Source organism: Leptospira ainlahdjerensis, assembly GCF_016919175.1.
Lineage (GTDB): Bacteria > Spirochaetota > Leptospiria > Leptospirales > Leptospiraceae > Leptospira > Leptospira ainlahdjerensis.
This window is the reverse complement of sequence record NZ_JAFFPU010000061.1, coordinates 17,228-43,835: the sequence shown is the minus strand read 5'-3', so window position 1 is coordinate 43,835 and position 26,608 is coordinate 17,228. Positions and strand designations below refer to the sequence as shown.

Genomic DNA, 26,608 nt, shown 5'->3' with positions numbered 1-26,608 from the left:
AAAAATCGAGCGTCTTCCCTCTATCACGGAATCTCCCTTTTTTCAAGAAGAATCTTCCACTCCGACTTTTGTCGTATCTCCGACAAAACTTTCTTTTCAAACGAGGAACTTCCCATGAAAACAAATCAACTCCCCGGCGTATATATCCGCGGAACCGGCGTCATCGGATGGCCTCTCTCTTCTCTCCTCTTGATTCTCCAGGAAAAACTAAAACAGTTCCAGGTTTATATCGAGCCCTTTCGGTTGAAAGAATCGGAAATTCCGGCAATACTTTCCCTCGTGGAAAAAGGCGCGTATGTCGTTGAAACTTCCGAAAACGAAGTCGCAAAGTATTTTCCGGATTTTGTTAAAAAGGAAGACGCACTTTATAGATCCCTTGTGCTCTGCGATTGTTCGCCATCTGGAGTGGCGGATTCAAGAATCCAGGAATACTATTCATCAGAATATTCTAATATTAGAATGTTTATATCCCAAGGCAGTGAGCATAAATTCGGTCCACAGTTTATGTATCCGGATGCGAGGGATTCACTGGAGAAAAAACTTCCAAGAATGATTCACGTCGCGACCTGCAATACTCATACGCTCGCTGGATCACTGCGCATATTAACGGAAGAATCTCCTAAAGAATTGGAATCGATCTTGGAAGAAGCCGACTTTCTCGTCATTCGTCGTGATGCGGATATGGCCAAGGACGATCCGCACGTAACCGGGCCACTCTTGGTAAAACCGGAGGCGGAATGGGGAACACATCATAGCAGATTGTTAAACGAACTCTATTCCGAAATCGGAATCAAAATTCCGGTGACATCGTCTTCGGTCACGATCAATTCACCCTATATGCATCTGGTTCGTTTTCGATTTCGTCTTAAAAAAACGCTAAAAAGGGAAATCGTCTTAAAACGATTGCAAAACGATCCATATCTTTCGACTACAAATCTGATTTCCACGAACTCAATCTTTTCTTCCGGAAGAGATCGGGGACTTTACGGAAGAATTTTTTCTCACGCTGTGATTCCTCTCGGCTCTTTGGAGATTTTGGAGAAAGAAATTCGAGGTTACGCGGCGACTCCGGGAGATTCCAATGTTCACATTTCGACGATCTATGCAGTTTTCAAAGCACTTGGGATAGAATTTGGACCAACGGCCGAATCCTTTCTTCAGAGCATTGTCCTTCAGGAAATCTGAGATTTTCTAAAAAAGTAGGAGCTCACACTTTTTCCAGGAAATTGAGGAATGTCAAAAATCCCTCCTTTCCGTAAAAAGAATCCGCTGAAAAGGATTTTTTTTCTTGAATTCATTTGTTATATTGAAACAAATGTCTAATATAACAACATCTAAACTCAAAGAACCCTTGGAAGAGGCAGGAAAACAGAAATGAAAGCTAAGAGTATTCTAGAAACTATCGGAAACACTCCACACGTAAAAATCAACCGCTTGTACAACACAAAGAGCGAAATCTATGTAAAGTTAGAAAGATCGAATCCGGGCGGATCCATTAAGGATCGTATCGCACTTTCTATGATCGAAGACGCGGAGAAATCCGGAAAGCTCACAAAAGATAGTATCATCGTAGAACCGACCTCCGGAAACACAGGAATCGGATTGGCTTTGGTTGCGGCCGTTAAGGGATACAAACTCCTTTTAGTAATGCCTGAATCGATGAGCATCGAAAGAAGAAGAATCATGGCGGCTTACGGAGCCGAGTTCGAACTCACTCCTCGTGAAAAAGGAATGCCGGGCGCGATCGAAAAAGCAAAACAGATCGTTGCGGAAAATCCAAAAGCTTGGATGCCTCAGCAGTTTGAAAACGATGCAAACATCAAAGTGCACGTGGAAACCACAGCGCAAGAAATTCTAAAAGATTTTCCGGACGGATTGGATTTTGTGATCACAGGCGTTGGAACCGGAGGACATATCACAGGTGTCGCTCAAGTACTGAAACAAAAGTTTCCAAAATTGAAAGTGTTCGCGGTAGAACCAGAAGCTTCTCCCGTAATTTCCGGAGGAAAGCCGGGACCTCACCCGATTCAAGGGATCGGAGCAGGATTCATTCCAAAGAACCTTCACACGGATCTTTTAGACGGGGTGATTCAAGTGAGCAAAGACGAAGCGTTTCAATACGCTCAAAGAGCGGCGAAAGAAGAAGGAATCTTTATCGGAGTTTCTTCCGGAGCATCCTTGGCAGCGGTCGCCAAAAAACTTCCTGAAATTCCGGAAGGTTCTAAAGTTCTGACTTTCTCTTACGATACGGGTGAAAGATACCTTTCGATCGAAGGATTATTTCCGGTTCCATCGAACGCATAAAAATTTCTGATCTCAGCACTCTCCGTTTTAAAAACCCCGGAGCCGAAATGCCTCGGGGTTTTTTATATTAGATTCCATTTTTGGAATACATTTTTCGGGATGCGACACAAATCAAATCCGTAAGGAACACATACTTATTATCAATTATAAGAATTTTGAAAAGATGTATCGGTTTGTATTCCCTTGTGCCTGGTATTTGAAAATGTAAGCAAAGTTATATCGAAAGAATTTCGAGTCGAATCTCCGTCTCGTTTCGACTTTAATTTTTAATTCGAGGAAAATCGAAGTTCAAGGATCTCTTGAGAAGTGCTTTTCACTCTGCGTTACTCTTAAGGAGCGGATTTCATTTCGAATTAAAAAGAAATTCTTTAATGAGAAGAACCTATGAGGCCGTGAACGAACGTTTATATTTTATTGGAAAGTTTGATGCCAAAGGAATCGGAAATAAAATTTCTTGCATCACAATCCGTATTCTGCAAATTGCGGCTATGTGGAACCGATATACGATTTACGATCAGATTCAAAACTTAGATCCCGAGAAGGATTGTCACAAAATTTCTTTTCTCTCCGGCAGTTACGATTTTCCAAGGGATATAGAAATCTCTCTAGCATTAGCATTCTTTAAAACGTTTGCGATTCCTTCGATTGCAAAGATCTTAGACGGGACCAAACAATTCGAAAACTTCGGACAAAAGAGATACGACGACACTTCGATTCTTTTGGGAGAATTTTTGGAGAATGGAACCGAATCCGAAAACGGAAAGGCCGCGATTCGAAGACTCAATCAGATCCATAAAAAGTATTCGATTTCTAATCAGGATTTTCTCTACACCCTCAGCACGTTTATCTACGAACCCGTCCGCTGGAATTTTCGTTTCGGCTGGAGAAGGGCCTCAAAAAAAGAGAAACTCGCCAATTTTTATTTCTGGAAGAATGTGGGAAAGCTTATGAATATCAAAGATCTCCCCGACGACTACGATACATTTGAAATCTGGAATCGCAGATTTGAAAAGGAAAACTTCAAAAGAACTCCCGAAAGCGAACGTCTCGGCCGGGCGACGCTTCATATCCTTGCCGGAAGAATTCCGAAAATTCCGGGAATTCAAACGATTCTTTTTCACGGTCTTTTTAGCTTAATGGAACCCCCTCTTCGAGACGCGATGGGATTTCCAAAGCCGATTCGCTGGATCGAACTCGTAACGATCGCCGCATTTAAGACCCGCGCATTGATCCTGGAATTCTTTTGGCCTTCTCGAAAAAAACCGTTTCTTGTAACGAAGCGGAAAAACCCGACTTACAAAGACGGATATTTGATTGAAAACCTCGGGCCAAGTTAGACTTTAAAACTTCGTGTCCTACCTCCTCATCGTCGAATCTCCCTCGAAAGCAAAAACCATCTCCGGTTACTTGGGAAAAGAATATAAAATTCTCGCGACGCTCGGTCACGTCGCGGATCTTCCTAAGAAGACGCTTGGAGTCGATCTCAAAAATCGTTTCGAACCTGAATACACGATTCTTCCCGGAAAAAAAAAGGTGGTTTCCGAAATCGTCAAAGCCGCTAAAGAATCTGATAGAATTTACTTGGCAACCGATCCGGATCGTGAAGGTGAGTTTATCAGTTCCTATATTCGAGAGCGTCTCAAAAAAAAATCGAACGTCTTTCGGATTCGATTTTCCGAAATTACAAAGAATTCCATTCTCGCGGCGATCGAAAACGCGGCTCAGGTCCAAGAATCTCTTGTAAACGCTCAGAAAACGAGAAGGATCGGCGATCGTCTGATCGGATATTTTATCAGTCCGGTTCTCTGGAAGGAAATCGGGCCCGGACTTTCGGCCGGAAGGGTTCAATCCGTCGCACTAAAATGGATCTGCGATCGAGAAGAGGAAATCCGGGGTTTTAAACCGGAAGTATATTATAATATTTTGATTTACTCTAAGGATAAAAATGGGCGGGAAGGAATCTTTCAAAGAATCGGAGATAGGATTCTTTCCAAAGAAAAAGCGGACTTGATTCTTACGCAGATTCAAAAAGAGAAGAACTTAATCTTATCGGATAAAAAGGAATCGAAGGGAAAAAGCTTTCCTCCACCTCCGTTTCAGACCGCGAGTCTTCAGCAGGAAGCGTTTCGCAGATTTCAATTTTCATCCAAAAAAACGATGAACATCGCTCAGAAATTGTACGAGGGAATCGATCTCGGAAACGGTAAGCGGGAAGGGTTGATCACTTATATGAGAACGGATTCCACACGCCTGAGTCCGGACTTTGTCTCCCAAGCGCAGACTTGGATTCTTTCCAATTTAGGAAAGGACTTTCAGCAATCAGCGATCAAAACAAGAAAGTCGACCCGCAAAATTCAGGACGCACACGAGGCGATTCGGATTACAAACGTATCTTTGACTCCAAAGGATGCAAAAAGAATTCTAACCAAAGAAGAATTTTCCCTCTACGAACTCATCTGGAAAAGGAGCATCGGATCCCTCCTTCCTCCGGAAGAGTTTATAAAAACTGAATATTCGATCCTTTCTTCGGGTGAAATCTTTCGATTGGAAACAAAAAAGACAATCTTTCTCGGATTTAAGATTCTGATTGAAGCTGAGGATAAGCCGATTCCGGTTTGGGAAAAAGGAGAATCCGTTTTTATCGTAAAGGTGGAAGCCGAAACAAAACAGACTGAAGCTCCTTCCCGATTTTCAGAAGGTTCGCTCGTCGCAAAACTCGAAAAGGAAGGAATCGGCCGTCCCTCCACGTATGCGACCGTTGCGGAAACTTTGCTAAAAAGAAAGTATATCGATCAGGACAAAAAATTCTTCACTCCTCTTCCCTTGGGAGAGAAGGTAAATTTCTTTCTTCAATCGAGTTTTGGTGGATTATTTCGGGAAAAGTTTACCGCCGAACTTGAATCGGATCTGGACAAGATAGAACGAAACGAGTCCGATTCTTTTGAAATATTAAACCGACTTTGGTCTACTCTTCAAACTCAGATCGAAACTAGTAAAAAAAATTCGAACGTCGTCCGCAAGGGTTGGGCGGAAGTTCGAGAAAGGAAAAAGGAAACCGGCTGGGGAATCTGTCCGCTTTGTAAGGAAGGGGTTCTGCAAAAAAAGAAAACTTCGAAACAGAAGGAGTTCTATCAGTGCAATCGGTTTCCCGAATGCGAGTATGTGAGCTACGAGCTGTCGGCGGACCGCGGCGATTCTTATCTCTGAAACCTTAGTTTTCGAAACCCATTTCCATTCCACATTCTCTTACGGGAAGAGCCTTCTTCGGAAAGTAGATTCTTTCGCGTAATTTCTCTTGGAATTTTTTTAACAAGAACTCCGATGGATTAGCATTTTGTTAGAATTCCTCACTCGGATCCTTTCATTTTGAATCCTTTTCGTAAACGAAGAATACAAGTTTAATTCAAAATACACATCTTATGTTGAGCTTGTTTATTTTTTACGCGAAATCCATTTTTATTCCGATGTTCTTTTTCTACATCCGAGTATCGAGTTTTTGATTCTGATGAAAACACTCCGTTTTTTTCCCATAAAAGAGCAGGCCTTATTCTCATTGAGAATTCTGTTTGAGTTTTGATGGTTGAGATGTAAAATTTTAGATTGGGTCTGTTTGAATTTCAGCCAATCGTTTCATTTTTAAGGGTTTAGCTTCTTTTTTTAAGAAGGTTATAGAATGGAATTTGAATCTTTTTTTTAAGCCGTTTTGGATTGTGTGCTTCTGCGCTTGTTCGTTGCATAAAATGGAATATTGTAAATCCGATAAGTGAAAGTAGAGGTTGGGTTCTAAATTTTTTTTTGATTCTAAAAATGGTTTTTTCTTAAAGATGAGTCTGATTGTTAGAAGGGAAACAAAGATACTTTGTTTCCAGAGAAACCGTCGAGCGAGGATTCCTTGTTTTGAGGCGGATTTCAAAAGCAAAAACAAATATAAAACTTGAGGTTTCAATCATGAACACTAACAAATTGATTTCTGTAATTTCTCTTTTGGGCTTTCTGGCAGCGAGCTCCGTTTTTGCCGTCTCCGATGACGTTGAAGATCAACTTCTGGAAAAAGCGATCGTGGAAAGTGCCGTGACAAAAGAGCAAAAAACGGCTGTGGGAAATTATCTGCGGGCCATCGCATTTCAAAAAAACCAAAGAGCGGAAGAATTGAGAGAACTTGCCAGAAGATCCACAGGTGGTAAATTTCTTGCCAGCAACGCTCAATCTCAAAAATACATCAAACAAGCTCAGGTGCTGGAAAGGGAAAATGCGAGATACCAAGCACTTCTTGGTAATTTCTGATCGAAAATAAATATGATCTTTGTGGATTGAAAAAAGGCGCCTGAGGCGCCTTTTTTCTTTGAGCATCGGATTCGATTCTTATCCTATTTTTCGTATAGGCGAGCAGCGCTTCGTCAGGATGCCCCGAACGTTTTTTCCATCAGATTCTTAAGCTCGTTCAAGTCCTTTCGCACCCAGTTTGCGTCCTCCTCGAATTTTTTGGAACTCATCCCCTCTGTTTTAAAAAGCGAGAATAGAACTTCGCATCCGTCCGCGTTTGGAAGAATTCTCATTGGATTGTGGATTCGTTCTCCCGTTGGAAAGATTACGGTGTGATCGACGATTCCGAACTCATTCTCTTTCGTAAAGATCGCCTTGAGTGCGCCCTGAGGGGCGTCGATGATCCATTCCTCACCGGCTCCTGGTGTAATGGATTTGCAGAGTCCGGAAGCCCACTGCGGAAAGTTTCTAGGATCGGAAAGATATTTATAAACCTTCTCCGAAGAAGCGAGGATGGAGATTCCGATATGTTTTGTTTTTAGGATTCTGATCATCTTGAATTTTGCTCCGGAATCGTTTTGGATAAGAATTTGAATTTTGATTTCAAAAAAGCAAAGGCAATTCCAAATTTTGAAATCTGAAAAAAGTTTTTATCAGTTTCGTTTGGGAAGGACCGACCAAGTGCCGTTGATTTTTTTGACTTGTAAGGGGATTTCGTAGAGTTCTTCCAAGTATGTTTCTCTGAAAGATTCTTCGATCGGTCCGAACTTCAATACTTTTCCTTCTTTTAACAATACGGCTCTCGAATAGAATTCGGGAATTTCTTCCGGTCTGTGAGTGATGTAGAGAGAAGTGAAGTTTCTTTGTGTATGATATCGGTTTAAGAATCCTAAAAAATCTTCTCTCGCGGTGAGATCCAAAGAGGAGCAGGGTTCGTCGAGGATTAAAAGATCGGGCTCGCATACAAGACTTCTCAAAAAAAGAATTTTTTTCTTTTCTCCCGATGAGAGTGTAACGTAGAATTGTTCCTTTTTAGAAATCAGATCCGCTTCTTCCAAAATCCGTATCGCTTTTTTTTCTTCCTCGGAACTCGGATCTCTGTAATATCCTATCGTATGGAAAAGTCCGGTCAAGATTACTTCTAAGACCGTAAGTTTTCTTTGAAGAGCGTTTTCTTGTTGGGAAGCGTCCAGGATTCCGATTCTTTTTCTCAAGTCCTGAATGATCGTTTCTCCATAGGTTTCCTGAAAAAGTCGGATGGTTCCGGAACTGGCCCAGATCATCCCGTAGATCAGATTTACGAGTGTACTTTTTCCGGCTCCGTTTCTTCCCAAAAGGACGCAGTGTTCGTGTTCCCAAATCCGAAAGCTGACCTTGTCTAGGATCGTCTTTCCGGTCGGTCTATAACTGACTTCCTCGAGGGAAAGTAAGGGCTCCGATTGCAAACGTTTTTAGTTCTCCATTCTCGCGATGTTGTAGAGTTTTCGAAGTTTTTCACAGGTTTCTTCGAAGGTCTTTTTATCGGTTAGATCGTATTTCTGAAGAATGGTTTCGTCTATCGTAAAAAAGGAAGCTTTCTTATCGATACAATCCACCATCATGTTGGCAAGATATACAAGTTCGACTAAGTCGTGATAGACGCTTCCCATCGCCATAAAAGGCCTGTGGTGATATTCTATCATCTGAACAAGGTCCGGAGGAAAGTCCCATTTTTTCGCGAGAAGTCCCCCGAGGGTCGGATGGGAAATTCCGATCGAAATCTCTTCTAAGATCGTAGAACTTCCGAAGTCCCTGTCTTTTTGATAATTGGATAATTTGATAAAAAGTTTCTGATCCAAGGAAAGAAGAATAAACTTTCCAAGATCGTGAAGGAGCGCCCCGGCTGCGGCGATATCCGCGACTCTTGTCATTCCACCTCGGCCCGCGATATGACGTATAAAAAAACTGCACATGTTGGAATGATTCCAAACTTCTTGCAGTTTCGCATAACGTCCATCCATGATCTTTCTTACTCCGGAAACGTAGAGTAGGTTTCGAACATTTTTAAGGCCTACCACTTTCACTGCTTGGACGATCGTGTTGACCTTGTTTCTACTCGCAAAACCTGCGGAGTTGGATAGTTTTAAGAGGTCCACGCTCAAAGCAGGATTTTTTTCGATCTCGTTTGCTATGATGGAAAGATCGGAGTCCGGGTTGTTACAAAGAGAGATGATACGAGTGAGTGTGTTGGGAAGAGGAGGAAGTCCTTCGATTTCAGCCAAAATTCTTTCTTTGAGTTTGGTCGTTATATCGATCGGGACGATCTGCTGCGGAACTACGAGAGTCGCCCTCGTGAGTTTTCCGTCCGTATCCATTTTGAATTTATCGGATCCGATCCCGGAGTTTTTTAAGAGAAGTTGGATCAGAACCAATCCGAGTCCGGCGCTTTCCTGAGAATCGGAGATATCCATAAACGCGTCTGAAAGATCGTTGTATTTTCTCGCGGACTCGATTCTTTTTTTGATTCTTTCCGTTTCTTGGGGAAGTAGGGCCGCGTCGTTTTCTACAAGGATGGCGAGGCTGTTGTTGATCATCTTTGCACGGAGATGAATCTGAAAATTGCTGTTGATCAAACTTTCTTTCTGGTCGTCCCAGTGGTGTGTGATCTCTTGCTGAAAGGTTCTCATTCCCTTTGTGTAATGATCCGCGTTATGAATATCCAAATTCTTTTTGAGAAAAAAGATTCTTTTCGCATTCGCTTTGTTCGCGTTCATGAGAATTTCTTTTAAAATCGTAGAAATCACTTCGGTTAGAAAAAGTCGATCGATCTTCCCTAAAATATTGAGCAATAAATTATAGAGCTGTTGATGGTCCTCTTCCGATACGAATTTGTATTCGATATCTATGTCCTTTCCATTGAGAAGAGTTTCCGTGAGTTCCGTTATATTGAGCATCGATTGGCCTTTCTCTTTGCAATTTTTTGACGAATCGGAAATAAATCCAGTCTTTCCGGAAAACATTGTCCGGGGTCCGATTTATTCTTTCTATAGTATTCGAGGAAAGTTGGAGGATAGAGATGGTTTTGATCCGCGAAACAGAAAACGAAATCGAGCAACAATTGCGTTATTTTTTAGAGGAGAAACTGGAGGGAATCTTAGAAGAAGCCAGAAAGGTGAAAAAACGGCGTCAAGAAGTCTTCCACGGTAAAAAATTGGGAAACTTGGTAGGAGAAATCGACGCCTCCGAGAAAAATCGGGAGGAGGGCCAGTTGACTCTTTGGGACTAGAATTTCGCCCGATCAATGCGAACATAATAAAAGAATGGACATTGGAAATGCCCCTGATTAGAATTGAACCAATGGACAATAGCTTCTTTTCAGAAAGCGAAAGCGGCCAGGGTTTCCCCGTAAAAAGGGATATTCTCGACATCATGGACTCTTATCGGTACATGAACTCCTCCTACTTCTTTGATTTTCTATCAGATGGACGATGGGATCACGGAACGGGATGGATTGAAAAGAATATGAGCGGCGCGGATTGGTCCACCAGATATGTCCCGGAAAGTATCGAACGTTATAAAAAGCAAACGAAACGTTCCAGAAAATCTCTCTAAAAAAATACCTTTTTACCGTCAATTTCAGAGCGATTTTAGATCGAGATCTTCTTCTTTATTTCCTTGATCCCAAGATCTCCTTGTTTGATTTTTTCTCTTCCAAGAATTGATGCCAAGAACTGGATAAGATACTCACAAAAGTGGTTCTTTACTCTTAGAGGAAATCCGTCGGAAATACGACAGTCCTCCGTGAAAGTCGCGCGGCCCCGCCCTGACCTTGGGTGGAGGGGAGCGGTGGCGGGAAAAATCGGGAGACTTTCCTCTATCACAAAATCAGACTTTTCGCAAGAAAAAATCCCCGCGTAGGAACTCCTCCAAAACTTCGTCTTGTAAAATGATTTTAGTTACAATTCCTCTTAACTTGTAGTAAGGATAAATCCGTCGGAAATACGACAGTCCTCCGTGAAAGTAGCGCGGCCCCGCCCTGACCTTGGGTGGAGGGGAGCGGCGGCGGGAAAAATCGGAAGACTTTCCTCTATCACAAAATCAGACTTTTCGCAAGAAAAAATCCCCGCGTAGGAACTCCTCCAAACAGGAGGATTTCAACTATTCTCAGATTTTCCCGTTTTCAGAAACCATCGATCCAAACATCGAACCCACTAATGCTAAGAGGTCTTCCGACCTTTGTCTCCGGGGTTTTACGGGGTTCCAGAGTCTGAATTTTTTTTGAATCTTTCCATTTCACTCAAGAAGAATGAATTAAATCGAATGTCTCAAGAAACAAATCCTCAGTCTTCTTGGATCGAGAAACGTGGAAGAAACAAAAGACGGGTTTTTCAGTGTTTCTTTCGTGTGGTAATCTTTTTTTGCAAATCGAGGATTCTGTTTTATGGAAGACTTGGTTCCGTCATGAAATCTAAACTTCCTTTTTCATCCCAGGGAAGAAAAGAGCTATCCTTTCCGAATTTTATCCCGGACAAACTTCAAACCCATTTTCAGTTCTTAACGATGAGTTTGTCGAATAAATTGAAAAAACTTTCTAAAGCAGGTGGGGACTTGGGATCGACCGTCGAACATCGGGCGGAAGAAGGATTTCCGCCCGGAAGCAAATAATTCTCAATTGAGGAGTTTGATTCCGCTTACGTCCATGAATCTTCTGTAGACGAGCTTGTTTTTCTCTTTCAAAGGATTGAAAATCAAAATCACTACTTTGTTGTAACTCACATAACCGGGTCTGTACTCGGTATAATGATGCGACATGAGCGTTGCTTTGTATTTTGCGTTGTAGATCGTGTAAGTGTGTTTGTTGAGAGATTCGTGAGCTTGTTTCTTTTTCTCTTCTTCCGTCTGGTCCACAAAGTTGCTGATCAAAACCTGATCTTTTTTCGGACCTTGTTCTCCAAAGATCGTAAATTCTAAAGCATTTTCAGGATGATTGGTAAGATAGGTAATCATTTCCGTGAGAGCTGGAATTCCCATTTTCACGGTTTCTCCTCTCGCGATCTTATCATCGTATTCTTTTTTTACCTTATTGTATTTCTCTTCTCCCCAAACCGTTTTCGGTTCGAGCTTCTGAGGCATTAGGTTTTGAAAATTGATCACAAAGGTATTGTTTTCGGAGTCGTATCCTCTCCATTTCGGAAAAGGAACGAGTTCTCTTTTTTCAGCACTGACGGAAGAGGTTTCGTTCACCGCTAAAATATAAGCGGAAAACTTCGCCGGTTCGAAGTCCCGATTTTCCAGTTCCACCATCACATCCAGAAATTCTCCCTTTCCGTTATCTGAGTGTCTGCGGAAGAAGGAAATATTCTTCACGGCGAGACGTTCGTCGTAGAAGGATAGGGGATAGTAGTCTGTTCCTCCGTCCTTTTTGTTCGGATCGGGTTTTTCTGCGTTCTGGCTATAGGATGACTGACCTAGGAAAAGAAGTAGCAGGCAAACAGAGATTCTCAAAAAAGATTTCATAGTTATTCTGGTCCGATGGAATTCTTACTAATTTATATCGGTCTCTGCGAGCCGGAAATTAGGTTCGGAAAGTCGTTTTTTGTAAAAATTACCGTTTCCGGTTATTTTCGTCAACGTGAACTACTTTTGGGGAGTAATTAGAGGGAAGTTCTTTCTCTTCCACTTGCGCGTAGGTGATGATGATGACCTTGTCACCCTTCATCCCGAGTCTCGCGGCCGCTCCATTGAGACAAATCTCTCCGGATCCGCGCTTTCCTTCGATGATATAGGTCTCGAAACGGGCTCCATTGTTGACATTCACAACGGAAACCTTCTCATAGACCCGCATTCCTGCCGCGTCCACGAGATCCATGTCCACGGTCAGACTGCCTTCATAGTTCAGGTCCGCGTCCGTTACCGTAGCCCGGTGGATTTTACCTTTCATTACGGTTATTTGCATCTTAGGGTCCCGTTATTCACTAAATAGTACCTTAAAAATTTTACCGGAGATATTTAAAAGCGTTTTCCGCTTAAAAAAGTGAATTTTGGTATTTAAGGTATCCATGCTGAATGGAATTTCCGCAAAAAGTGGAGAAATGATGTAGTTTTCGTAGAGATTCGGGTATACCCGATTCTCATCGTAGACCGCATTCTTAAAATTTTCCAAAATCTTACGAATGATTCGTTTTTCCTGCCGATTCAAATCTACCGCTTCTTCTCCGGGTTCGCCCGTCCAAACGATCTGAAATCCTGAGATTCCTTTTTCCGTAAGTCTGGGCTTGATATCTATTAGACCGTTTTTTCTCAGATGAAGCAACGCCGACTGAAAATCTAAAGCGCAAGGAGAATCTTCCAAATGGATATAAGTCTGATTCGTGATCAGTTTTGCGTTTTTTTGGAAGTAAACCCCGTCCGCGTAATAGATCAGCTTGGAAAGGGACAAACGATCCCTTCCATTCGGGGACTTTTGTAGGATAAAAGAGATGACTTCTAAAAGTTTTTCCATATAAAGAATCTTGTGAGAATGATCGAACTGAAAGGAGAATTTCCATACCTTCGTTATGTGGAATTGCAGGAAAAATTTCGCCGATTTCGGAAAGAATGTGTTCTGTTTTTAGAACACGGTCCCACGATCACCGGCGGAATCAATTATAATCTTGAGAATCTCCTCTTAGGGAAGGATTTTCTGGAATCCCAAGGAATTGAGATCCATTTTATCCAGAGGGGCGGGGATTTTACCGCTCACGAACCAGGCCAACTCGTGATCTATTCTCACGTGGATTTGAAAAAACGGAATCTTTCCATTCGCACTTACCTGGAGAATTTTTTGGGCGCCTTACAAGATGCCGCGCTCAAAACCTGGAACTTAAGCCTTGTCTCCGATCCGGATTCTCCCGGTCTTTATCTTCAGTCTGATCCTTCGAAAAAGATCTGCTCTATCGGCGTGAACTTTAAGTCCTTTTTTACGAGTTATGGAATCGCGTTTAACTTGAACAACGATTTCAAGGCCTTTCGTTGTATCAACCCCTGCGGCAAAAACTGGCTGGACATGACGAACATCGAAATGTTGGGCCTTGACCCGGGCGCGGACAAACGAAACGAATTTCTTTCCCTGATTCAAAAAAGTCTAAATTCTTTTCTTCTTTCTTCGAAAAACGCGGTTTCTCACTGAAAACCTCGCGTTCTCCCATTTTATCCTCAAGAGAATGCCTCTTTTCTTCCGATTGATGAAAGAGAGGTCAGAAGAGTGAAGATTTTCAAAAGTATATTCTATTTTCTTTTATTGCTGATCGTCTGCGAAGCGGTCGCGCTCGGAGCCGTGGCCTGGTCGTTTTTAGAATCTTCTCTGGCATCTTTCGAACTCTTAAAAATCGCCTCCGATAACAGAGCGAGAGACACGTTAGGCACTCTTGCAAAGGCCGCTGAAAATTCAGGCTTAGATCGAAACTACGACGATATGAACTTTGTTTTTAACAGAATGACTAAGTTGTCCGAAAAAGACACGGACGGATATACGATCAAAGAACTTTTTTTAACCACAGATTCCGGAATCGTGCTCGCTCATTCCAATCCGGAATATCTTCAAGAAGATTTGAAGAAGAGGAAACCGGTGACCCTCTATCAAGACGCTCTTTATACAAGGGCATTTCGTCTTCGGAAATGGCAGATCGGTATTCCGGTTTTGATGGGTGAAAAAAAGGAAGTCGCGGGCCAGGGCGGTTTTTTTTCCAAACTCGCGGGTTACTTTCCCGAAATCAACGAACCCGAAATTCTTCTTTCCGCGGCCGTTTATCACCCGATCAAACTCGATCGTGTCGCTGCGATCCACATGATTTATGACCGAGGAAACTTCCGCACCTTCGTTTCCAAACAGACCGAACTCTTGGAGTGGTTGGTTCGTAATTATTCTCTAATCGCTTTGGGCGCCGCTTTATTTTTAGAATTTGTTTATCTCCTTTTGACCTTGGGCAATTCCACGAGACAATCGGTTCCCGATCTGAGCTCGAGACCTCTCGTGGAAAAGGTCTCTCATTCTTCCGAGATGAACGTTCCGGTTCTTGCGAGAAAATCGAGTCCTCTCGATTCTCTTCCGATTCCGGGAAGTCTTGGCAACGCCTCAGCCAAAGTGGAGGAGGCGGTTTCCACTCCTCCGGTTTCTCCGATCTTGGCCAAGTCTGAGATTTCAGCTCCGCAAGTCGCTTCCGTTGTCACGCAACCGATGGAGGTTCCTTCGGTAACAAACGTATCTCTTACTCATCCGGAACCCGCGCTCGCTACGGTTCAACCGACGATCGTCTCTTCGAAAGAAGAAGTTTTGGACGCGATCTACTTAGGATAAGATACAAAACGTGGAAATCCGATCCAGACTTTCCGGGAATATTCTCAAGCTCAAGTTGAAGGGGAAACTCGACGCTTCGAGCGCGGAGGATTTTTATTCTTATCTAAAATCGAAGTGGGAGGAAGGAATCCGGAAATTTTTATTTTCCTGCGAAGAACTCGAATACATCGAATCCGAAGGAATCAGCGTCCTTGCCCGCTTTGAGAATTTTTTGAAAAACAGGGGAGCTTCTTCCGCCTATTGCGCGTTCAACGAAGAATGTAAGACGTTACTCAGCTTTCTCGGGTTCGGTAAAACGATCGCTTTTTTCGAGGATCCTTCCCGCGCCGAAGAATATCTTTCTCTGATCAAAATTCAGGATCAGAGAACTTCCAAAAAAGAATCTTCTTCGATTTCCCGGATCAAAAGAAACGAGCCCATTCAGTTTTATTCTTCGAGCGGTTCCGCGTCTTCGGGTTCTCGCTCCGGTTTAGGCGGTTCTCATTCCGTTTATATTCCCGAGATTCAGACCGTTCCCGAATTCGAAGTTTCTTCCTCCGAGTCCGTGGAGAACGTGGAAAAGGAGTTTGAGAATCCGACTCCCGAAACGCAGAAGAACGAAGTTTCCACCTCGGAGTCGAGTGAGTCTAAGGAACAAGTTTTTTCCGATCCGTCTCAGAAAGAGGAAACTTCTTTGCGGGAAGAGGGAATTCATTCTTCATTTACCTCTTCCAAAATGCCGACTGCTTCTTCGCTTACAGAACCTTCTTCTTATTCCGCAAAATCCATTTTGGAGAAAGCGATTCAAACGGAAAAAAGTTTTCCAAAACGAATCATCTACTGCGGCGCTTGTAGCAGCCGAATTCGGGTTTCCAAGCCGGGAAGATACCAATGTCCGGCGTGTCAGATTCAGTTTGACCTAAATGCCATGGGCGGAGTTCGATACCTAGAAAAACTTCTAGGAACATAAGAGTTGTCCAACGCCGCTTCGCGAAGCATCGCACTTTCGTTTTATACGTTCTTGTCCAGAATTCTCGGTCTTGTGAGAGATCATTTTATGGCCGTCTCCTTCGGAACCGGCATGGTGGCTTCCGCGTTTTCGGTCGCTTATCGTTTACCCAATATGTTTCGCAATCTTTTGGCGGAGGGAACTCTTTCCCAATCCTTTATGCCTCTCTATGCGGAGTCGGGAAAAATCAGCGAAGAAGAAGCAAAGGTTATGAGCGGCGCCGTTCTCTCCTTTTTGTTTTTCGTTCTTTCGCTTCTCGTCGGAGTGATGTTTTTACTTTCCCCGTTTTTTCTTCCGTTTCTTGTGGGAGGAACAAAAGAATATTCAAATTTAGTAATAGAGCTTACCTATATCCTCTTTTTTTTGATCGTCACGGCGAGTCTTTCCGCGATTTTTATGGCGATCTCGAATTCTAAAAATCGTTTTTTTGTTCCTTCTCTTTCTCCGATTATCTTAAATCTGAGTTATCTTTTTGTCTTTATCGTTTTGTTTCCGTTTATTTCCGATCTTCACGACCGAGTGATTGTCCTTTGTTCGGCGATCGTGACCGGAGGTCTGATTCAGTTTCTCGTGCAGGTTTGGTTTGTCTGGAAAAAAGGGGACCTGCCGAAGATCAACTGGAACTGGAAACACCCGGCGATCCAAAAGATCTTTCGACTGATGCTTCCGGCTGCTCTCGGCGGCGGTTTTTATCAGTTGAGTCTTCTTGTGGATATCTTTCTCGCGAATTGGGTTCAAAATCAAAATCCGGGTTTGGGCGCTGTTGTGAGTTTGGATTACGCACAAAGACTCGTTCAACTGCCGACCGGCATCATCGGAGTCGCGCTTGCCACCACGATTCTTCCAGCGCTTCTTCAATCCTTGAAGAACGAACAGTGGTCCGAGGTGGGAACAGAATTGTCCGCAGCTCTTGAATTTGCGATCTTTCTTACGGTTCCTGCTGCGATCGGAATGTCGATCTTATCCGGTTCCATTTTAGATTCGATTTACTTCGGAGGAAAATGGGATCATCTTGCGACCCACACCGCAGTTTTACCCTTGATCTTTTATTCGATCGCGATTCCTTTTTTTAGCATCAATAAGATTTTGATTTCCTCTTATTATGCGTTTCAAGATACAAAAACTCCTCTCAAGATTCAGTCTGCCTCCTTTACGTTCAATATCGTTTTGAATCTTTCTCTGGTTTGGTTTTTAAAACATTCGGCGATCGCACTCGCGTCGGCGATCTCCGCTTCGATTACTTTTGTTTTACTCGGGGCACTTTTAAAAAAACACAGGGTCGAATTTCCCTGGCTTTCGCTCTTGAAAAAAATTTCCAAAATGATAGTTCCTTTTTTTCTTTTGGGGACTTACTTGCTCTTTCATAATTTATTCTTATATTCGCCAATTTTAAACTACTTGGAAGGAGAGGGGGTGAGTTACGCGCAGGCGTCCAGGATCAACCTTTTTATCGTAATTCTTCCGGCAATGGCGCTTTTCTTTGTTTCGAGTCTCGTTTTCCGCGTGGAAGGGATATACCTTTTGGTGGGAAGGTTTCGTAAAAAACACCGGATCACCTAACAAGTCGGAATGAAGTTTACGATTTACGTAAAACCAAACTCCAAAAAAGTCTTTCTCAGAAAAGAGGAGGATGGTTCCATTACGATTGCGGTCCGAGAACCGGCTTTGGAAGGAAAAGCGAATCAAGCGGTGATCGAGGCCCTATCCAAAGAGTGGAAAGTTCCAAAGAAAAAAATTCGAATTCTTTCCGGAGAAAAAGGAAAACGAAAGACCGTTGAGATCGATCTCTAAGATATAAGTCCAACCCCAATACGATGCGAAATTATTTATTTCTTTTAATCCTTATCTTTTTTCCCGCACTTCTTTGGTCCCAAACGGAAGATCCTTTCGACGAACTCGTCCGTGAAAAAAAAGAAATTTTCGGAAGTGAAAAGGAAGAAAAATATCCCTTGAGAGCCGGTTTTGTGGACTGGGAACGCTGGAACGGTCACAATTCGGTCCACGTCCTCTGGTTTATCCGTTATACCGATTATCCAAAATTTAAGCAATTTAGAATATTCCCGTTTTATAATTCTCTGGAGGCGAAGTCGGGTAACGCCTCCAAAAGTTATCTTTTTCCGTTCTATAGCTATCGAAGTCTGAATCTGGAAGGAATCCAAGACAATACTTTTCTTTCTCCCGTATTCTATCGTCGAACCGTGGCTCCTTCCGGGGACGGACCAGGATATCGGGAGTCGACGAACTTTTATTGGTTGGGTTACAACTCGAGTTCGTCCGGGCCCGGCTTTGAAAAAAGTTTCTCCATGTTTCCCGGATTTTTTCCCTTGATCGCAAGAGAGAAGGAATTGATCGGCGGAGTAAAATCGACTTCGACTTTGATTCTTCCTTTGCTTTTATTTAACAAAGAAACTCCGGAGGAATCTAAAACTACGCTCGCCTTGTTTCACTGGGGCCACGACTTGGAAAGAAGATTTTTCCGATTCTTTCCTCTACTTCATTACTCGACGGAAAAAATAAGGGAGGACTATTCGTTTACCTTTTTTCCTTTTTATCATCAATCCAGATCGAACAAAGAATCCAAGACGTTCACGATTTATTCTCCGCTTTGGTTTCAGGACGAGGAAAAAACAAGCGACTCTTATTTTGAATATTCTTTCAGCCCGATCGGTTGGTACAAATCAAAATCGATTTCGCTTCGTTCGGAAAATACTAAGTTCTTATTTCTTCCTTTGGCTTTGTATCTACAAGAAAACGGAGAAGATTATAAAATCAGAAACTTTCTTTTGTTTCAATGGGGAAAGGATAAGGACTGGAGTTATTTTCGAGTTCTACCTTTGCTCTACTGGTCCGGAAGTAAAAATCAATCGGATTCCAGTTTTACTTTTTTCCCTTTCGTCTTTTACAAAGAGAAATCCTACTTCAACATTTTTCCTCTCTATCACCACGGCTACGACGGGGAAGAATTCACTCAGTTTTTTCCTCCATTTTTATATTATCGTAAGGACGCAAAGGATTTTTCGGAAAACTTTCTGATCAATACCTATTGGAAGACCGACAAAGACGGGTTGTCAGACCTTACGATTTTTCCGTTTTTCTATTTTAAGAAAAACGAATATAAGCATTTGTTTCCGTTCTACTTTTCTTGGACGGATCGAGATCGGTCCGTAAACCGAGCCGGACCTCTTTTTTATCAACATCGATCGGAAGATGTCACCCACGATTATTATCTGAATACGTATTTCAAACGGGAACGAGGGAAGGGGCTTTCGGAACTTATAAGCGCTCCTTTTCTTTTTTACAAAAAGGATTCCTATCTTACCGTTTTACCTTTGTATCATCACAACTACGACGGGGAAAATTTCACTCAGTTGACGCTCTTGCCGCTTCCGATCTATCGGCATACTCGAAAGCAAGAATCGGAAACTTTTGTTCTAAACACCTATTGGAGTAAGGGCGCTCAAGGAGAATATCTTTCTTCGTTTGTGTTTCCGTTTTACTTTCATAAAAAGAATTCTTATCTGGCGATGCCTTTGTTTCTATTTTTTCAGAACGGATCGGAGAATGAAAAACAAACGATCGCTCCCTTTTATTATAAATATTACTCGGAAACCGAAGACGAATTGTTTACACTCGGTTATCACGAATTCAATTCGAAGAATTTTTCTTTTCAGCGTTTTTATCCGTTCTATTATTCCTCGGAATCGAAAACCGGGGAATCGTTTTTTGGCTTGGCCGGATTGTATTACCGCTGGAAGGATTCTTCGGGAGAGACCACAACAAGAACCGTTCTTCCGTTACACTATTATCAAAAAAATGAATATAATCTCTGGTTGCCTTTTTATTTTCGGTTCGGTGGAGACGATCGGAATTACGTTTCTTTTAGTCCGGTCCACTATCGCCTCCGATCTCCGAACGTGGATAGAGACTGGATATTTCTCTATTACTCTTCTGAAAACAGGGAAACTAAAACAAGTTCGAGTTTTATAGCGCCCCTTTATTGGCAATGGAAGAGTTCGGAGTCCAGAGGGGATATTTTTCTTCCGGCTTATCTAAAATACTACGAGAAGAATAAAAACTTAGAACTTTACTTTGGTGGGATCTCGATTTCTCAAACAGGTGGTAAGTTCGACGCTTCTTTGAAGTCGAGCGAATCCGGAAAAGAATTCTATGTGGATCTGGATTACGCGTTTATCTACAACCTCTTCAGCGTTTCTCTACGGAAGGAGATTTCCAATCCTCTTACCTTTTTTGACGATGAAAAAAAAGAGGAATCCGTTCCGGTTTTGCCTCAGGCAAAGAATCAAAAAAGTCTCAGTGTAAAAAAGGAAGTTCGGGTCGCGGTTGTAGGAGAGGAGAAAGAACAGAGGTCTGCTCAAGAAGGATCGAATTTTGTCTCGTATAAGAAGTTAGCGAGAGAAAATTCAAGAAATTATTTTGGTTGGGAAGCGTTATTCGGTATCGCCAGTTATCAATCCGGCGACGATAAAAAACACTTTCGAATTCTTCCCCTCGGTTGGTTTACTTGGGGAAAAAACAACGAAGATAAAATTTTCGCGTTTCCACTTCCTCTGCCTACCTTTTGGGGAACGATCGGAAACGAATCGTATCGAGTTGTGTTTCCCCTTTACGCGGAACAAAGGAAAGGTTCCGATTTTGTCCGTTCTTTGGGGATTTTTATTTTCGTGATGGAACAGGAAAAAGACCGTCGGGAATATTCGGTTCTCTGGCCATTGATTCGTTATTCAAAGTCGAAAGAGGAAGTCGCTTATCGTTTTTTTCCGTTCTTCACACATCGTGAAACCGCTTCCTCTTTGGAGACAAAAAGTATCTTTTTCTATCGCTCTAGAGAAAAGACCGGAGCTTACGAACGTTCCTCCTTTCATGGAATCTTATTTCCGCTTTATCAGGCTTCTGAAGAATACAATCATAAAGAAGGGAACAGTAGCGGCTCCGGTTACAGTTTGTTTTTTCCGTTTTATTTTAGAAACTATGAAGATCGTTCAAACAGCGAAAGTTTGGTTTTGAAGAAAAGAAATCTATATACTCCTCTCTTTTTATATTCTTCCGGCGAAGACGCCGTCTTAAAAACGAAACGATCCTTTCTACTCAGTCTTTTTTATTACAGCGGATCGAAAGAGGGAATTGCATTTGAAAAACCTTATACTTCGGAGTTGAACTTTATTCTTCCGATTCCTTTTGTTTTGTGGGGAAGGGAGAATGACGAAAAATACCGTTTCATTTTCGGCCATTACAGTTCTTCCTCAGCGCAAGCTTCTTCCTGGAATTTTCTGCTCTTGGCCGGCGCATCCAAGTGGAGACAAGGGGAGAAGGAGGAGGTTTCCTCCTTTTATGTCTTTCCGTTTTATTTCGGCAAGAGGATCAGCGAAGGGGAGAATTGGAAGTTCAAGTCGGATACGGTGCCCTTCTTTTATTCGGTAGAACGGACTCCGGAGTCCTACGATGCTACGTTCGGTTTGATTTTTAATTACAGGAAGAATTCCCGGACTCAAGAGGAAAGACTCCTTTTTCCTCCGTTTATTTATTACGAGAAGGAGAGAACGTCGTTCGGACAGGACGAATCCGTCGTGTATTCGTTATTATATGTTCATAAAAGTTTGAAAGAGGGAAACTCGAAACTTGTGTCCTCTTCGGATAACAATTTTTATACGATCTTTCCGATTCCCCTTTTTTATACCTATGAAAGTGTTACGGAAAATGAGACCAGGGTGGAAACTAACGGCTGGACCTGGTTGTTTTTTGCAAACTCTGAACAGAAAAATTTTCCGATTCTTAAAAAACAAAATTTCGAATTTAAGATGTTGCTCGGTCTTTTAGGCGGCTATTCTTCGGAAGTTGAACCGACTCAGGATACTCGATCGTGGAACTTATCCCTATTCTTTTTTAGAAAGACAAAACAAGAAAGCGGAATTCAAACGTATTCTTCCAGTTTGATTCCGATTCTTTATTCGAACGAAGTGACTCCGACTTCTTCCGAAACAAGTATTCTTATGATCGCCGGAATTAAATCTGATCAAAAGAGCGGATTCAAGCGGACGATGTTTCTTCCGTTCTGGTATCAAAAAGAAGAGGTCGCTCGAAAGGGTTATGTGGATTACACAATATTCACACCTGTTTTCTTTCAGACAAAGTCCGTCCAGGAAGGTGGAGGCGCCAATCTTTATACAAATCGGTTCTATCCGATCGCCCCCGTTCCGTTGCTCCATACATTCGAAGAACGTGTTCGTGAAGACAAGATCAAAAAGGACGTATGGGGTTTCGATTGGTTGTTTTTGGCGAACTATAAAAACACTCAATATCTTCACAACGGATCAGAATCGACTTCTTTTAAGGCGGCCCTTGCGCTTTTCGGATATGATAAAAACGGAATGGAAGGAGAACACGAAACGAGTTCTTATCTGTTTCCTCTTTTCTTTTATAAAAGTTCGGATCACAAAGACTACGATTACTACCGTTGGATCGTTCCGATCGTGAGTTATCGGAGTTTTAACGAAAGGCAGGGAAAAATCCGCTCTCATACGAACTTATTCGGAATTCTTCTGAATTACAAACGGGACGACGAGGAAGGAACCAAAAGTTTTTTTCTATTTCCTTCAGTTTATTATTCCAGCGAAAGAAGCGGAGCTGAAAAAACCTTCCTACTTTTTCCTCTGGTGTATACTTCCTTTAACGAAGGAAGTGAATATTCATTTTTCTTAATGGGATATTATCAGGGAAGAAATATGAAGAGCAATCGTTATAATTTTCTCTATCTTGTGGACTTGGAATCTTCGTTATCGGAGCAGAAGAAAGAGTTGTCCTTGTTTTTAGGCGCGTTTCATTCCGAATTCGAGAAGGATAGAACCCGCTGGTCCGTGCTCGGCGGCGTTTTGGCCGGATACGAATCGACTCCCCAGTTGACGGATTGGAACTTTCTTTGGATTCGTTATCTCAATTCTCCACAGGAAAAAATTCAAAACTTTCTTCCGGTCTATCGTTATAGCGAGACCTCCGACGGTTATTCCTTCCTGCTTCCTCCGGCTCTTACTTATCATTCGAAAGATAAAGAAGGTTCGCTCACGTTAGGCGGCTTTGGGCTTGTTTATTACAACAACCGTTCCGAAATTTACAAGGAAGAATCGACTAAAGTTTTAGGTGGACTTTTTTACTTCTCCGAATCGAAGTCGGAAAGAGGTTTTAGAAATCGGGGAGTATTCGGCTTTCCCGCGATCGGAGGTTTGATTTGGAATCACGAATACGAGGCCGAAACCGGTTACGAAAAAACTTCCTTCTTTAAGTTTATTTATAGCAGGACGACAACGGCAAAAGGGGAAACTTACAGTAGAATTTTGGGAATTCGATTGTAGAAGATCACTAAATCGAACTTATGGAACTCCGGAGAATTTTCGGAATTAAAAATTTTCGAGTCGTTCGAGTTCGGAGAAGATTTCAAGTAATGTTACTCTGACCCGTTCCAAAATGTCCCGGAATTGTATTTAGAAAGGGTTCTACAAATCAAAACGAACTTCGATTCTGAGTTGAAACTCCGTTTCGTTTCCAATTGATACCGATGATAGAAATGTCGTCCTGTTTTGGTACGCCGGATAAGAATTTTTCTTGTTCGCTTAACAAAGAGTCGATCCCGTCTCTAAGGGATTTGGAATCCATCGAATGAATGATTCTTTCGACTCTTTCCTCGCCGAATTCTTCCTTCTCGGTGTTCCATTGTTCTACGAGGCCGTCCGTAAAAAGGACAAGTTTAGAATCCGGATTGATTTTGAATTCGTTCGAAGTGTATTCCGTTTTAGAGATGGCTCCGACGATTCTTCCCGTTTTTTCCAGCTTTAGAATTTTATTTTCAAAAATCAGATATTGAGGAATATGGCCCGCCGAGGCATAACGAACATTGCCGGACTTCGTATCGATATCTAACACGATACAAGTAAAAAATTGATTCAAATTTCTGAATGTATTTAAGAATTCGTTGTTTAGGTGATATAAAACTTCAGTAACGCTGTAGATTCCACGTTTGAGAGATTCGTAGATCGCTTTGATCGCCATCGTGATCAGAGCCGCTTGTATTCCGTGCCCGGTCGCATCCGCAAGAAAAAATCGGGTCAGCCCTGGCCGAAGTTCCATAATGTCGAAAAAATCACCTCCGACTTCGCTCAACGGCAGATAACGTATGATGATTTCGAGTTCTCCAATCGTTCTATCTTTTTGAGAAAGAATTCCGGACTGAATTTTTTTCGCAGTGGAAAGATCGTTTTGAATCAGATTGAGGTTTTCTTCCAATTGTTTTGTGAGAATCTCCTTTTCCTGGATGTTCATCCGGATTCTTCCCAGAACGGAATTGTATCGTTCGGCTATCTGACCGACTTCCGTGAACGGTTCGATGGAAAGATCCTTACTGAGATCCCCCGTTCTTTTTTGGTATTCCATCTCGAGAAAAAGATCAATGAGTTCGGTCGTCGCTCGATGTTCCGTATAGTTTAAACCTTTTTGCTCGTTCAGTTCGGAAACACGAAACTTAAAAAAACGATTTGCCAATCCTAAAATAAGATAACTCAATCCGAAGGCGAGAGCGAAACAGGTGAGAATTCCGATACCTTGCACTTGGATTTGTTCCCATCGTGTCAATCCTGTCCCTAAAACTTCCAAATTTCCGAATAGACCTACTGCGATCGTTCCCCAAATCCCGGCCGCGAGATGTACCGGAATGGCTCCCACAGCGTCGTCTATGCGAAGTCGATCCAAAAGAGATCTTGTTTCAAACATTATGATCCCAGCGACGAAGCCGATAAAGACGGAGTCGAGGGAACCGACCGCGTGACAGGACGCGGTGATCGCGACAAGACCGGCTAACGCGCCGTTTAAGGGAAGAGTCGCTTCCGCATATTGAAGTCGGATCCAGCCGTAGATAAGAGAGGCCGCCATTCCGCTCGCCGCGGCGAACATCGTGTTGACGATGATTTTAGGAACCGAAGCGGTGAACGCTAACGTGCTTCCTCCGTTAAAGCCTATCCATCCAAGCCAAAGGATCAAGGTTCCGAGCATCGCGAGCGGAAGGTTGTGTCCCGTAATGTAACGAACCGATCCGTCTTCGCCGTATCTTCCGGAACGATTGCCTAAAAGTAACATCGCCGCGAGTCCTACCCAGCCACCCACGCTATGAACGACGGTCGATCCCGCAAAATCGACAAAGCCCAGCTTACCGAGCCAACCGGTTGCCGTCTCCCAGTTGAGTAAATTCTTTCCCCATACCCAATGACCGAAGATCGGATAGATGATGGCGGAGATAACGATCGTCACTACTATATAAGCTCCGAATTTCATACGTTCTGCGACGGCTCCCGAAACTATCGTCGCCGCCGTGCCGCAGAACATAAGTTGAAACAAAAAGAAAACGGCGATTTCAGGATGGACCGTTGAAAATTCGGGAAAGAAGGAATCGGATCCAATAAATCCGAAGAAGCTGGATCCGAACATAAGACCGAATCCGACGGAGTAGAAGATGAGCGTGGCGATTCCGAAGTCTGTAATATTCTTGATCGCGACGTTGATCGAATTTTTGGTTCTTGTCAGCCCGGATTCAAGACAAAGAAAACCGGCCTGCATAAAAAAAACAAGTCCTGAAGAAAGGATGATCCAAAGTATGTCGAAATTTGTCTTAGGCATCTACGTCTTTTGTCTTTAAGACGAATAAAGTTTGCAAGAATCATTTTCTGAATTTCGTTTTTACGGAAGATTTCATTCTTTTGGCGATCAGAAAATAACGTTATGCTCTGCTTAGAAATGAGGCATTCTGATTTGTATAGAATCAGAAACGTTATTTTTCGAACTGAGATTTTTAATAATTAAAACTCGGCTTCCTTTACGAGTTCTAATTCGAATTCTATTTCGAAACGACGCGTCGTTGTGGAGCATTCACGAATATTAAAATAGAAATTCAAATCGTGTTTTTTTGAAACGTTCATACCTTTTTGTGAGAACCCTGTGCCTTGAACAAATTTCATGTGGAATCGAAGCTGTTAGATATCTATTAGATACTAGTCTTTTTTATCTCCCAATGTCGTTCCGGTCATCGGAAGTAAGCCGAAATCGGAAGCTTTTTTTACCAACTCCGCCCGATTATGAACATTCAATTTTTTGTATATATTTTTTACGTGGTGTTGGATCGTATATTTACTTACGCCTAGGAATTCTGCGACACGATTGATCGTTTTCCCCGTTACCATATGATCTAAAATTTCCTTCTCTTTTTTGGTCAATTTGACTCCGTCGACCGTTTTTTTGAGTTTAAAGCTGTTCAATACGCGGAATGCGATCGTGGGTGTGATGATGGCTCCTCCTTGTAACACGGTATCGATTACTTCTAATATATCCTTTAATTCGGATTTTAGAATGTAGCCGATTGCTCCGTATCGAAGGGAGTTGTAGATCAGTTCGTCCGAGTTCATATTACTCAGCATAATTTTGCTGATGGCAGGATCTCTTTCGGAAAGTTTCGCCGCGAGATCGACTCCGGTGATTCCCGGAAGGAGAATGTCTAAAAAGATGATGTCTAACGTGCGTCCTTTTTCGTCGTTCCAGTAGGCCTCCGCGGAGTCCCAGTGAAAAATTTCCTTTACGTTCGGAACGGATTCTAAGATTTTTAGAATTTGGTTTTTGTAATTTTCGTCGTTTTCAACGATTCCAATTTTGATATTTTTAGTTTCCATGTTCTTCCTTTGTTCCGGCGT

The 26,608-nt window shown here is 42.5% G+C and carries 22 protein-coding genes; 14 read left to right on the top strand and 8 right to left on the bottom strand.

From position 1 onward, the window contains the following. The first annotated feature begins 114 nt into the window (after positions 1 to 114). The 5 genes from JWG45_RS15620 to JWG45_RS15600 all read left to right on the top strand — a co-directional run bounded on the left by JWG45_RS15620 (position 115) and on the right by JWG45_RS15600 (position 6,588). On the top strand, positions 115 to 1,185 hold the full coding sequence (locus JWG45_RS15620; RefSeq protein ID WP_205280574.1) for a hypothetical protein: 1,071 nt from the start codon (positions 115 to 117) through the stop codon (positions 1,183 to 1,185). 189 nt (positions 1,186 to 1,374) lie between these two features. After that, a complete protein-coding gene (cysK, locus tag JWG45_RS15615; protein ID WP_205280573.1) occupies positions 1,375 to 2,304 on the top strand; it encodes a cysteine synthase A in 930 nt (309 codons plus the stop codon). A gap of 371 nt (positions 2,305 to 2,675) precedes the next feature. Next, positions 2,676 to 3,641: an oxygenase MpaB family protein gene (locus JWG45_RS15610; RefSeq protein WP_232380710.1), complete on the top strand. Its 966-nt coding sequence runs from the start codon at positions 2,676 to 2,678 to the stop codon at positions 3,639 to 3,641. Between the two features lie 13 nt (positions 3,642 to 3,654). Further along, positions 3,655 to 5,511 carry a type I DNA topoisomerase gene (gene topA, locus JWG45_RS15605; protein WP_205280572.1) on the top strand — a complete coding sequence of 619 codons (1,857 nt, stop codon included), beginning with the start codon at positions 3,655 to 3,657 and terminating at the stop codon, positions 5,509 to 5,511. A gap of 741 nt (positions 5,512 to 6,252) precedes the next feature. Continuing rightward, complete coding sequence (locus JWG45_RS15600) at positions 6,253 to 6,588, top strand: LIC10421/LIC12816 family protein (protein WP_205280571.1); 336 nt, start codon at positions 6,253 to 6,255, stop codon at positions 6,586 to 6,588. 113 nt (positions 6,589 to 6,701) lie between these two features. On the opposite strand, the gene JWG45_RS15595 is transcribed toward JWG45_RS15600, so the two are convergent. From JWG45_RS15595 to JWG45_RS15585, 3 genes are all read right to left on the bottom strand, one after another. Next, positions 6,702 to 7,121: an SRPBCC family protein gene (locus JWG45_RS15595; RefSeq protein ID WP_205280570.1), complete on the bottom strand. Its 420-nt coding sequence runs from the start codon at positions 7,119 to 7,121 to the stop codon at positions 6,702 to 6,704. Between the two features lie 99 nt (positions 7,122 to 7,220). Beyond that, positions 7,221 to 8,012: an ABC transporter ATP-binding protein gene (locus tag JWG45_RS15590; protein WP_205280569.1), complete on the bottom strand. Its 792-nt coding sequence runs from the start codon at positions 8,010 to 8,012 to the stop codon at positions 7,221 to 7,223. Positions 8,013 to 8,018: 6 nt separating this feature from the next. Beyond that, on the bottom strand, positions 8,019 to 9,500 hold the full coding sequence (locus JWG45_RS15585) for an HDOD domain-containing protein (RefSeq protein ID WP_205280568.1): 1,482 nt from the start codon (positions 9,498 to 9,500) through the stop codon (positions 8,019 to 8,021). A gap of 122 nt (positions 9,501 to 9,622) precedes the next feature. Between JWG45_RS15585 and JWG45_RS15580 the strand changes: the two genes are divergently transcribed. The 3 genes from JWG45_RS15580 to JWG45_RS15570 all read left to right on the top strand — a co-directional run bounded on the left by JWG45_RS15580 (position 9,623) and on the right by JWG45_RS15570 (position 11,211). Further along, entirely contained in the window at positions 9,623 to 9,832 is a 210-nt protein-coding gene (locus JWG45_RS15580; RefSeq protein WP_205280567.1) for an LIC12077 family protein, read from the top strand. Between the two features lie 71 nt (positions 9,833 to 9,903). After that, on the top strand, positions 9,904 to 10,158 hold the full coding sequence (locus JWG45_RS15575) for a hypothetical protein (protein ID WP_205280566.1): 255 nt from the start codon (positions 9,904 to 9,906) through the stop codon (positions 10,156 to 10,158). Between the two features lie 849 nt (positions 10,159 to 11,007). Continuing rightward, a complete protein-coding gene (locus JWG45_RS15570; protein WP_205280565.1) occupies positions 11,008 to 11,211 on the top strand; it encodes a hypothetical protein in 204 nt (67 codons plus the stop codon). Between the two features lie 3 nt (positions 11,212 to 11,214). Here the strand turns inward: JWG45_RS15570 and JWG45_RS15565 are convergent, their stop codons facing one another. The 3 genes from JWG45_RS15565 to JWG45_RS15555 all read right to left on the bottom strand — a co-directional run bounded on the left by JWG45_RS15565 (position 11,215) and on the right by JWG45_RS15555 (position 13,048). Further along, entirely contained in the window at positions 11,215 to 12,063 is an 849-nt protein-coding gene (locus JWG45_RS15565; RefSeq protein ID WP_205280564.1) for a hypothetical protein, read from the bottom strand. A gap of 88 nt (positions 12,064 to 12,151) precedes the next feature. After that, positions 12,152 to 12,487, bottom strand: a complete 336-nt coding sequence (gene panD, locus JWG45_RS15560) for an aspartate 1-decarboxylase (protein WP_100784009.1) — start codon at positions 12,485 to 12,487, stop codon at positions 12,152 to 12,154. A 27-nt stretch (positions 12,488 to 12,514) separates the two neighbouring features. Then, positions 12,515 to 13,048 (bottom strand): type II toxin-antitoxin system antitoxin SocA domain-containing protein, encoded by a 534-nt coding sequence (locus JWG45_RS15555; RefSeq protein WP_069607001.1) that lies wholly within the window; start codon positions 13,046 to 13,048, stop codon positions 12,515 to 12,517. Positions 13,049 to 13,066: 18 nt separating this feature from the next. Here JWG45_RS15555 and lipB point away from each other — a divergent pair, with 18 nt between their 5' ends. The 6 genes from lipB (at position 13,067) to JWG45_RS15525 (ending at position 23,233) form a co-directional block, all read left to right on the top strand. Then, the gene (gene lipB, locus JWG45_RS15550; RefSeq protein WP_205280563.1) at positions 13,067 to 13,714 is read left to right on the top strand and encodes a lipoyl(octanoyl) transferase LipB; all 648 of its coding nucleotides are present in this window, start codon (positions 13,067 to 13,069) and stop codon (positions 13,712 to 13,714) included. A 75-nt stretch (positions 13,715 to 13,789) separates the two neighbouring features. After that, on the top strand, positions 13,790 to 14,881 hold the full coding sequence (locus JWG45_RS15545) for an LIC_12071 family protein (protein WP_205280562.1): 1,092 nt from the start codon (positions 13,790 to 13,792) through the stop codon (positions 14,879 to 14,881). A gap of 10 nt (positions 14,882 to 14,891) precedes the next feature. Then, positions 14,892 to 15,830: an STAS domain-containing protein gene (locus tag JWG45_RS15540; RefSeq protein WP_205280561.1), complete on the top strand. Its 939-nt coding sequence runs from the start codon at positions 14,892 to 14,894 to the stop codon at positions 15,828 to 15,830. Positions 15,831 to 15,833: 3 nt separating this feature from the next. After that, positions 15,834 to 17,429 (top strand): murein biosynthesis integral membrane protein MurJ, encoded by a 1,596-nt coding sequence (gene murJ / locus JWG45_RS15535; RefSeq protein ID WP_205280560.1) that lies wholly within the window; start codon positions 15,834 to 15,836, stop codon positions 17,427 to 17,429. Positions 17,430 to 17,438: 9 nt separating this feature from the next. Continuing rightward, entirely contained in the window at positions 17,439 to 17,660 is a 222-nt protein-coding gene (locus JWG45_RS15530; protein ID WP_205280559.1) for a DUF167 domain-containing protein, read from the top strand. A gap of 23 nt (positions 17,661 to 17,683) precedes the next feature. Beyond that, complete coding sequence (locus JWG45_RS15525) at positions 17,684 to 23,233, top strand: LA_1737 family protein (RefSeq protein WP_205280558.1); 5,550 nt, start codon at positions 17,684 to 17,686, stop codon at positions 23,231 to 23,233. Positions 23,234 to 23,381: 148 nt separating this feature from the next. On the opposite strand, the gene amt is transcribed toward JWG45_RS15525, so the two are convergent. Together amt and JWG45_RS15515 are read right to left on the bottom strand one after the other, a co-directional pair. Next, entirely contained in the window at positions 23,382 to 25,544 is a 2,163-nt protein-coding gene (amt, locus tag JWG45_RS15520) for an ammonium transporter (protein WP_205280557.1), read from the bottom strand. A 371-nt stretch (positions 25,545 to 25,915) separates the two neighbouring features. Next, complete coding sequence (locus JWG45_RS15515) at positions 25,916 to 26,587, bottom strand: LuxR C-terminal-related transcriptional regulator (RefSeq protein ID WP_205280556.1); 672 nt, start codon at positions 26,585 to 26,587, stop codon at positions 25,916 to 25,918. Between the last annotated feature and the right edge of the window lie 21 nt (positions 26,588 to 26,608).

Bases quoted from the DNA above. Each gene is read 5' to 3' on its own strand.
- JWG45_RS15620 (WP_205280574.1), top strand. From the start codon at position 115: ATGAAAACAAATCAACTCCCCGGCGTATATATCCGCGGAACCGGCGTC.
- cysK (WP_205280573.1), top strand. From the start codon at position 1,375: ATGAAAGCTAAGAGTATTCTAGAAACTATCGGAAACACTCCACACGTA.
- JWG45_RS15610 (WP_232380710.1), top strand. From the start codon at position 2,676: ATGAGAAGAACCTATGAGGCCGTGAACGAACGTTTATATTTTATTGGA.
- JWG45_RS15600 (WP_205280571.1), top strand. From the start codon at position 6,253: ATGAACACTAACAAATTGATTTCTGTAATTTCTCTTTTGGGCTTTCTG.
- JWG45_RS15595 (WP_205280570.1), bottom strand. From the start codon at position 7,121: ATGATCAGAATCCTAAAAACAAAACATATCGGAATCTCCATCCTCGCT.
- JWG45_RS15585 (WP_205280568.1), bottom strand. From the start codon at position 9,500: ATGCTCAATATAACGGAACTCACGGAAACTCTTCTCAATGGAAAGGAC.
- JWG45_RS15580 (WP_205280567.1), top strand. From the start codon at position 9,623: ATGGTTTTGATCCGCGAAACAGAAAACGAAATCGAGCAACAATTGCGT.
- JWG45_RS15575 (WP_205280566.1), top strand. From the start codon at position 9,904: ATGGACAATAGCTTCTTTTCAGAAAGCGAAAGCGGCCAGGGTTTCCCC.
- JWG45_RS15570 (WP_205280565.1), top strand. From the start codon at position 11,008: ATGAAATCTAAACTTCCTTTTTCATCCCAGGGAAGAAAAGAGCTATCC.
- JWG45_RS15565 (WP_205280564.1), bottom strand. From the start codon at position 12,063: ATGAAATCTTTTTTGAGAATCTCTGTTTGCCTGCTACTTCTTTTCCTA.
- panD (WP_100784009.1), bottom strand. From the start codon at position 12,487: ATGAAAGGTAAAATCCACCGGGCTACGGTAACGGACGCGGACCTGAAC.
- JWG45_RS15555 (WP_069607001.1), bottom strand. From the start codon at position 13,048: ATGGAAAAACTTTTAGAAGTCATCTCTTTTATCCTACAAAAGTCCCCG.
- lipB (WP_205280563.1), top strand. From the start codon at position 13,067: ATGATCGAACTGAAAGGAGAATTTCCATACCTTCGTTATGTGGAATTG.
- JWG45_RS15530 (WP_205280559.1), top strand. From the start codon at position 17,439: ATGAAGTTTACGATTTACGTAAAACCAAACTCCAAAAAAGTCTTTCTC.
- JWG45_RS15525 (WP_205280558.1), top strand. From the start codon at position 17,684: ATGCGAAATTATTTATTTCTTTTAATCCTTATCTTTTTTCCCGCACTT.
- amt (WP_205280557.1), bottom strand. From the start codon at position 25,544: ATGCCTAAGACAAATTTCGACATACTTTGGATCATCCTTTCTTCAGGA.
- JWG45_RS15515 (WP_205280556.1), bottom strand. From the start codon at position 26,587: ATGGAAACTAAAAATATCAAAATTGGAATCGTTGAAAACGACGAAAAT.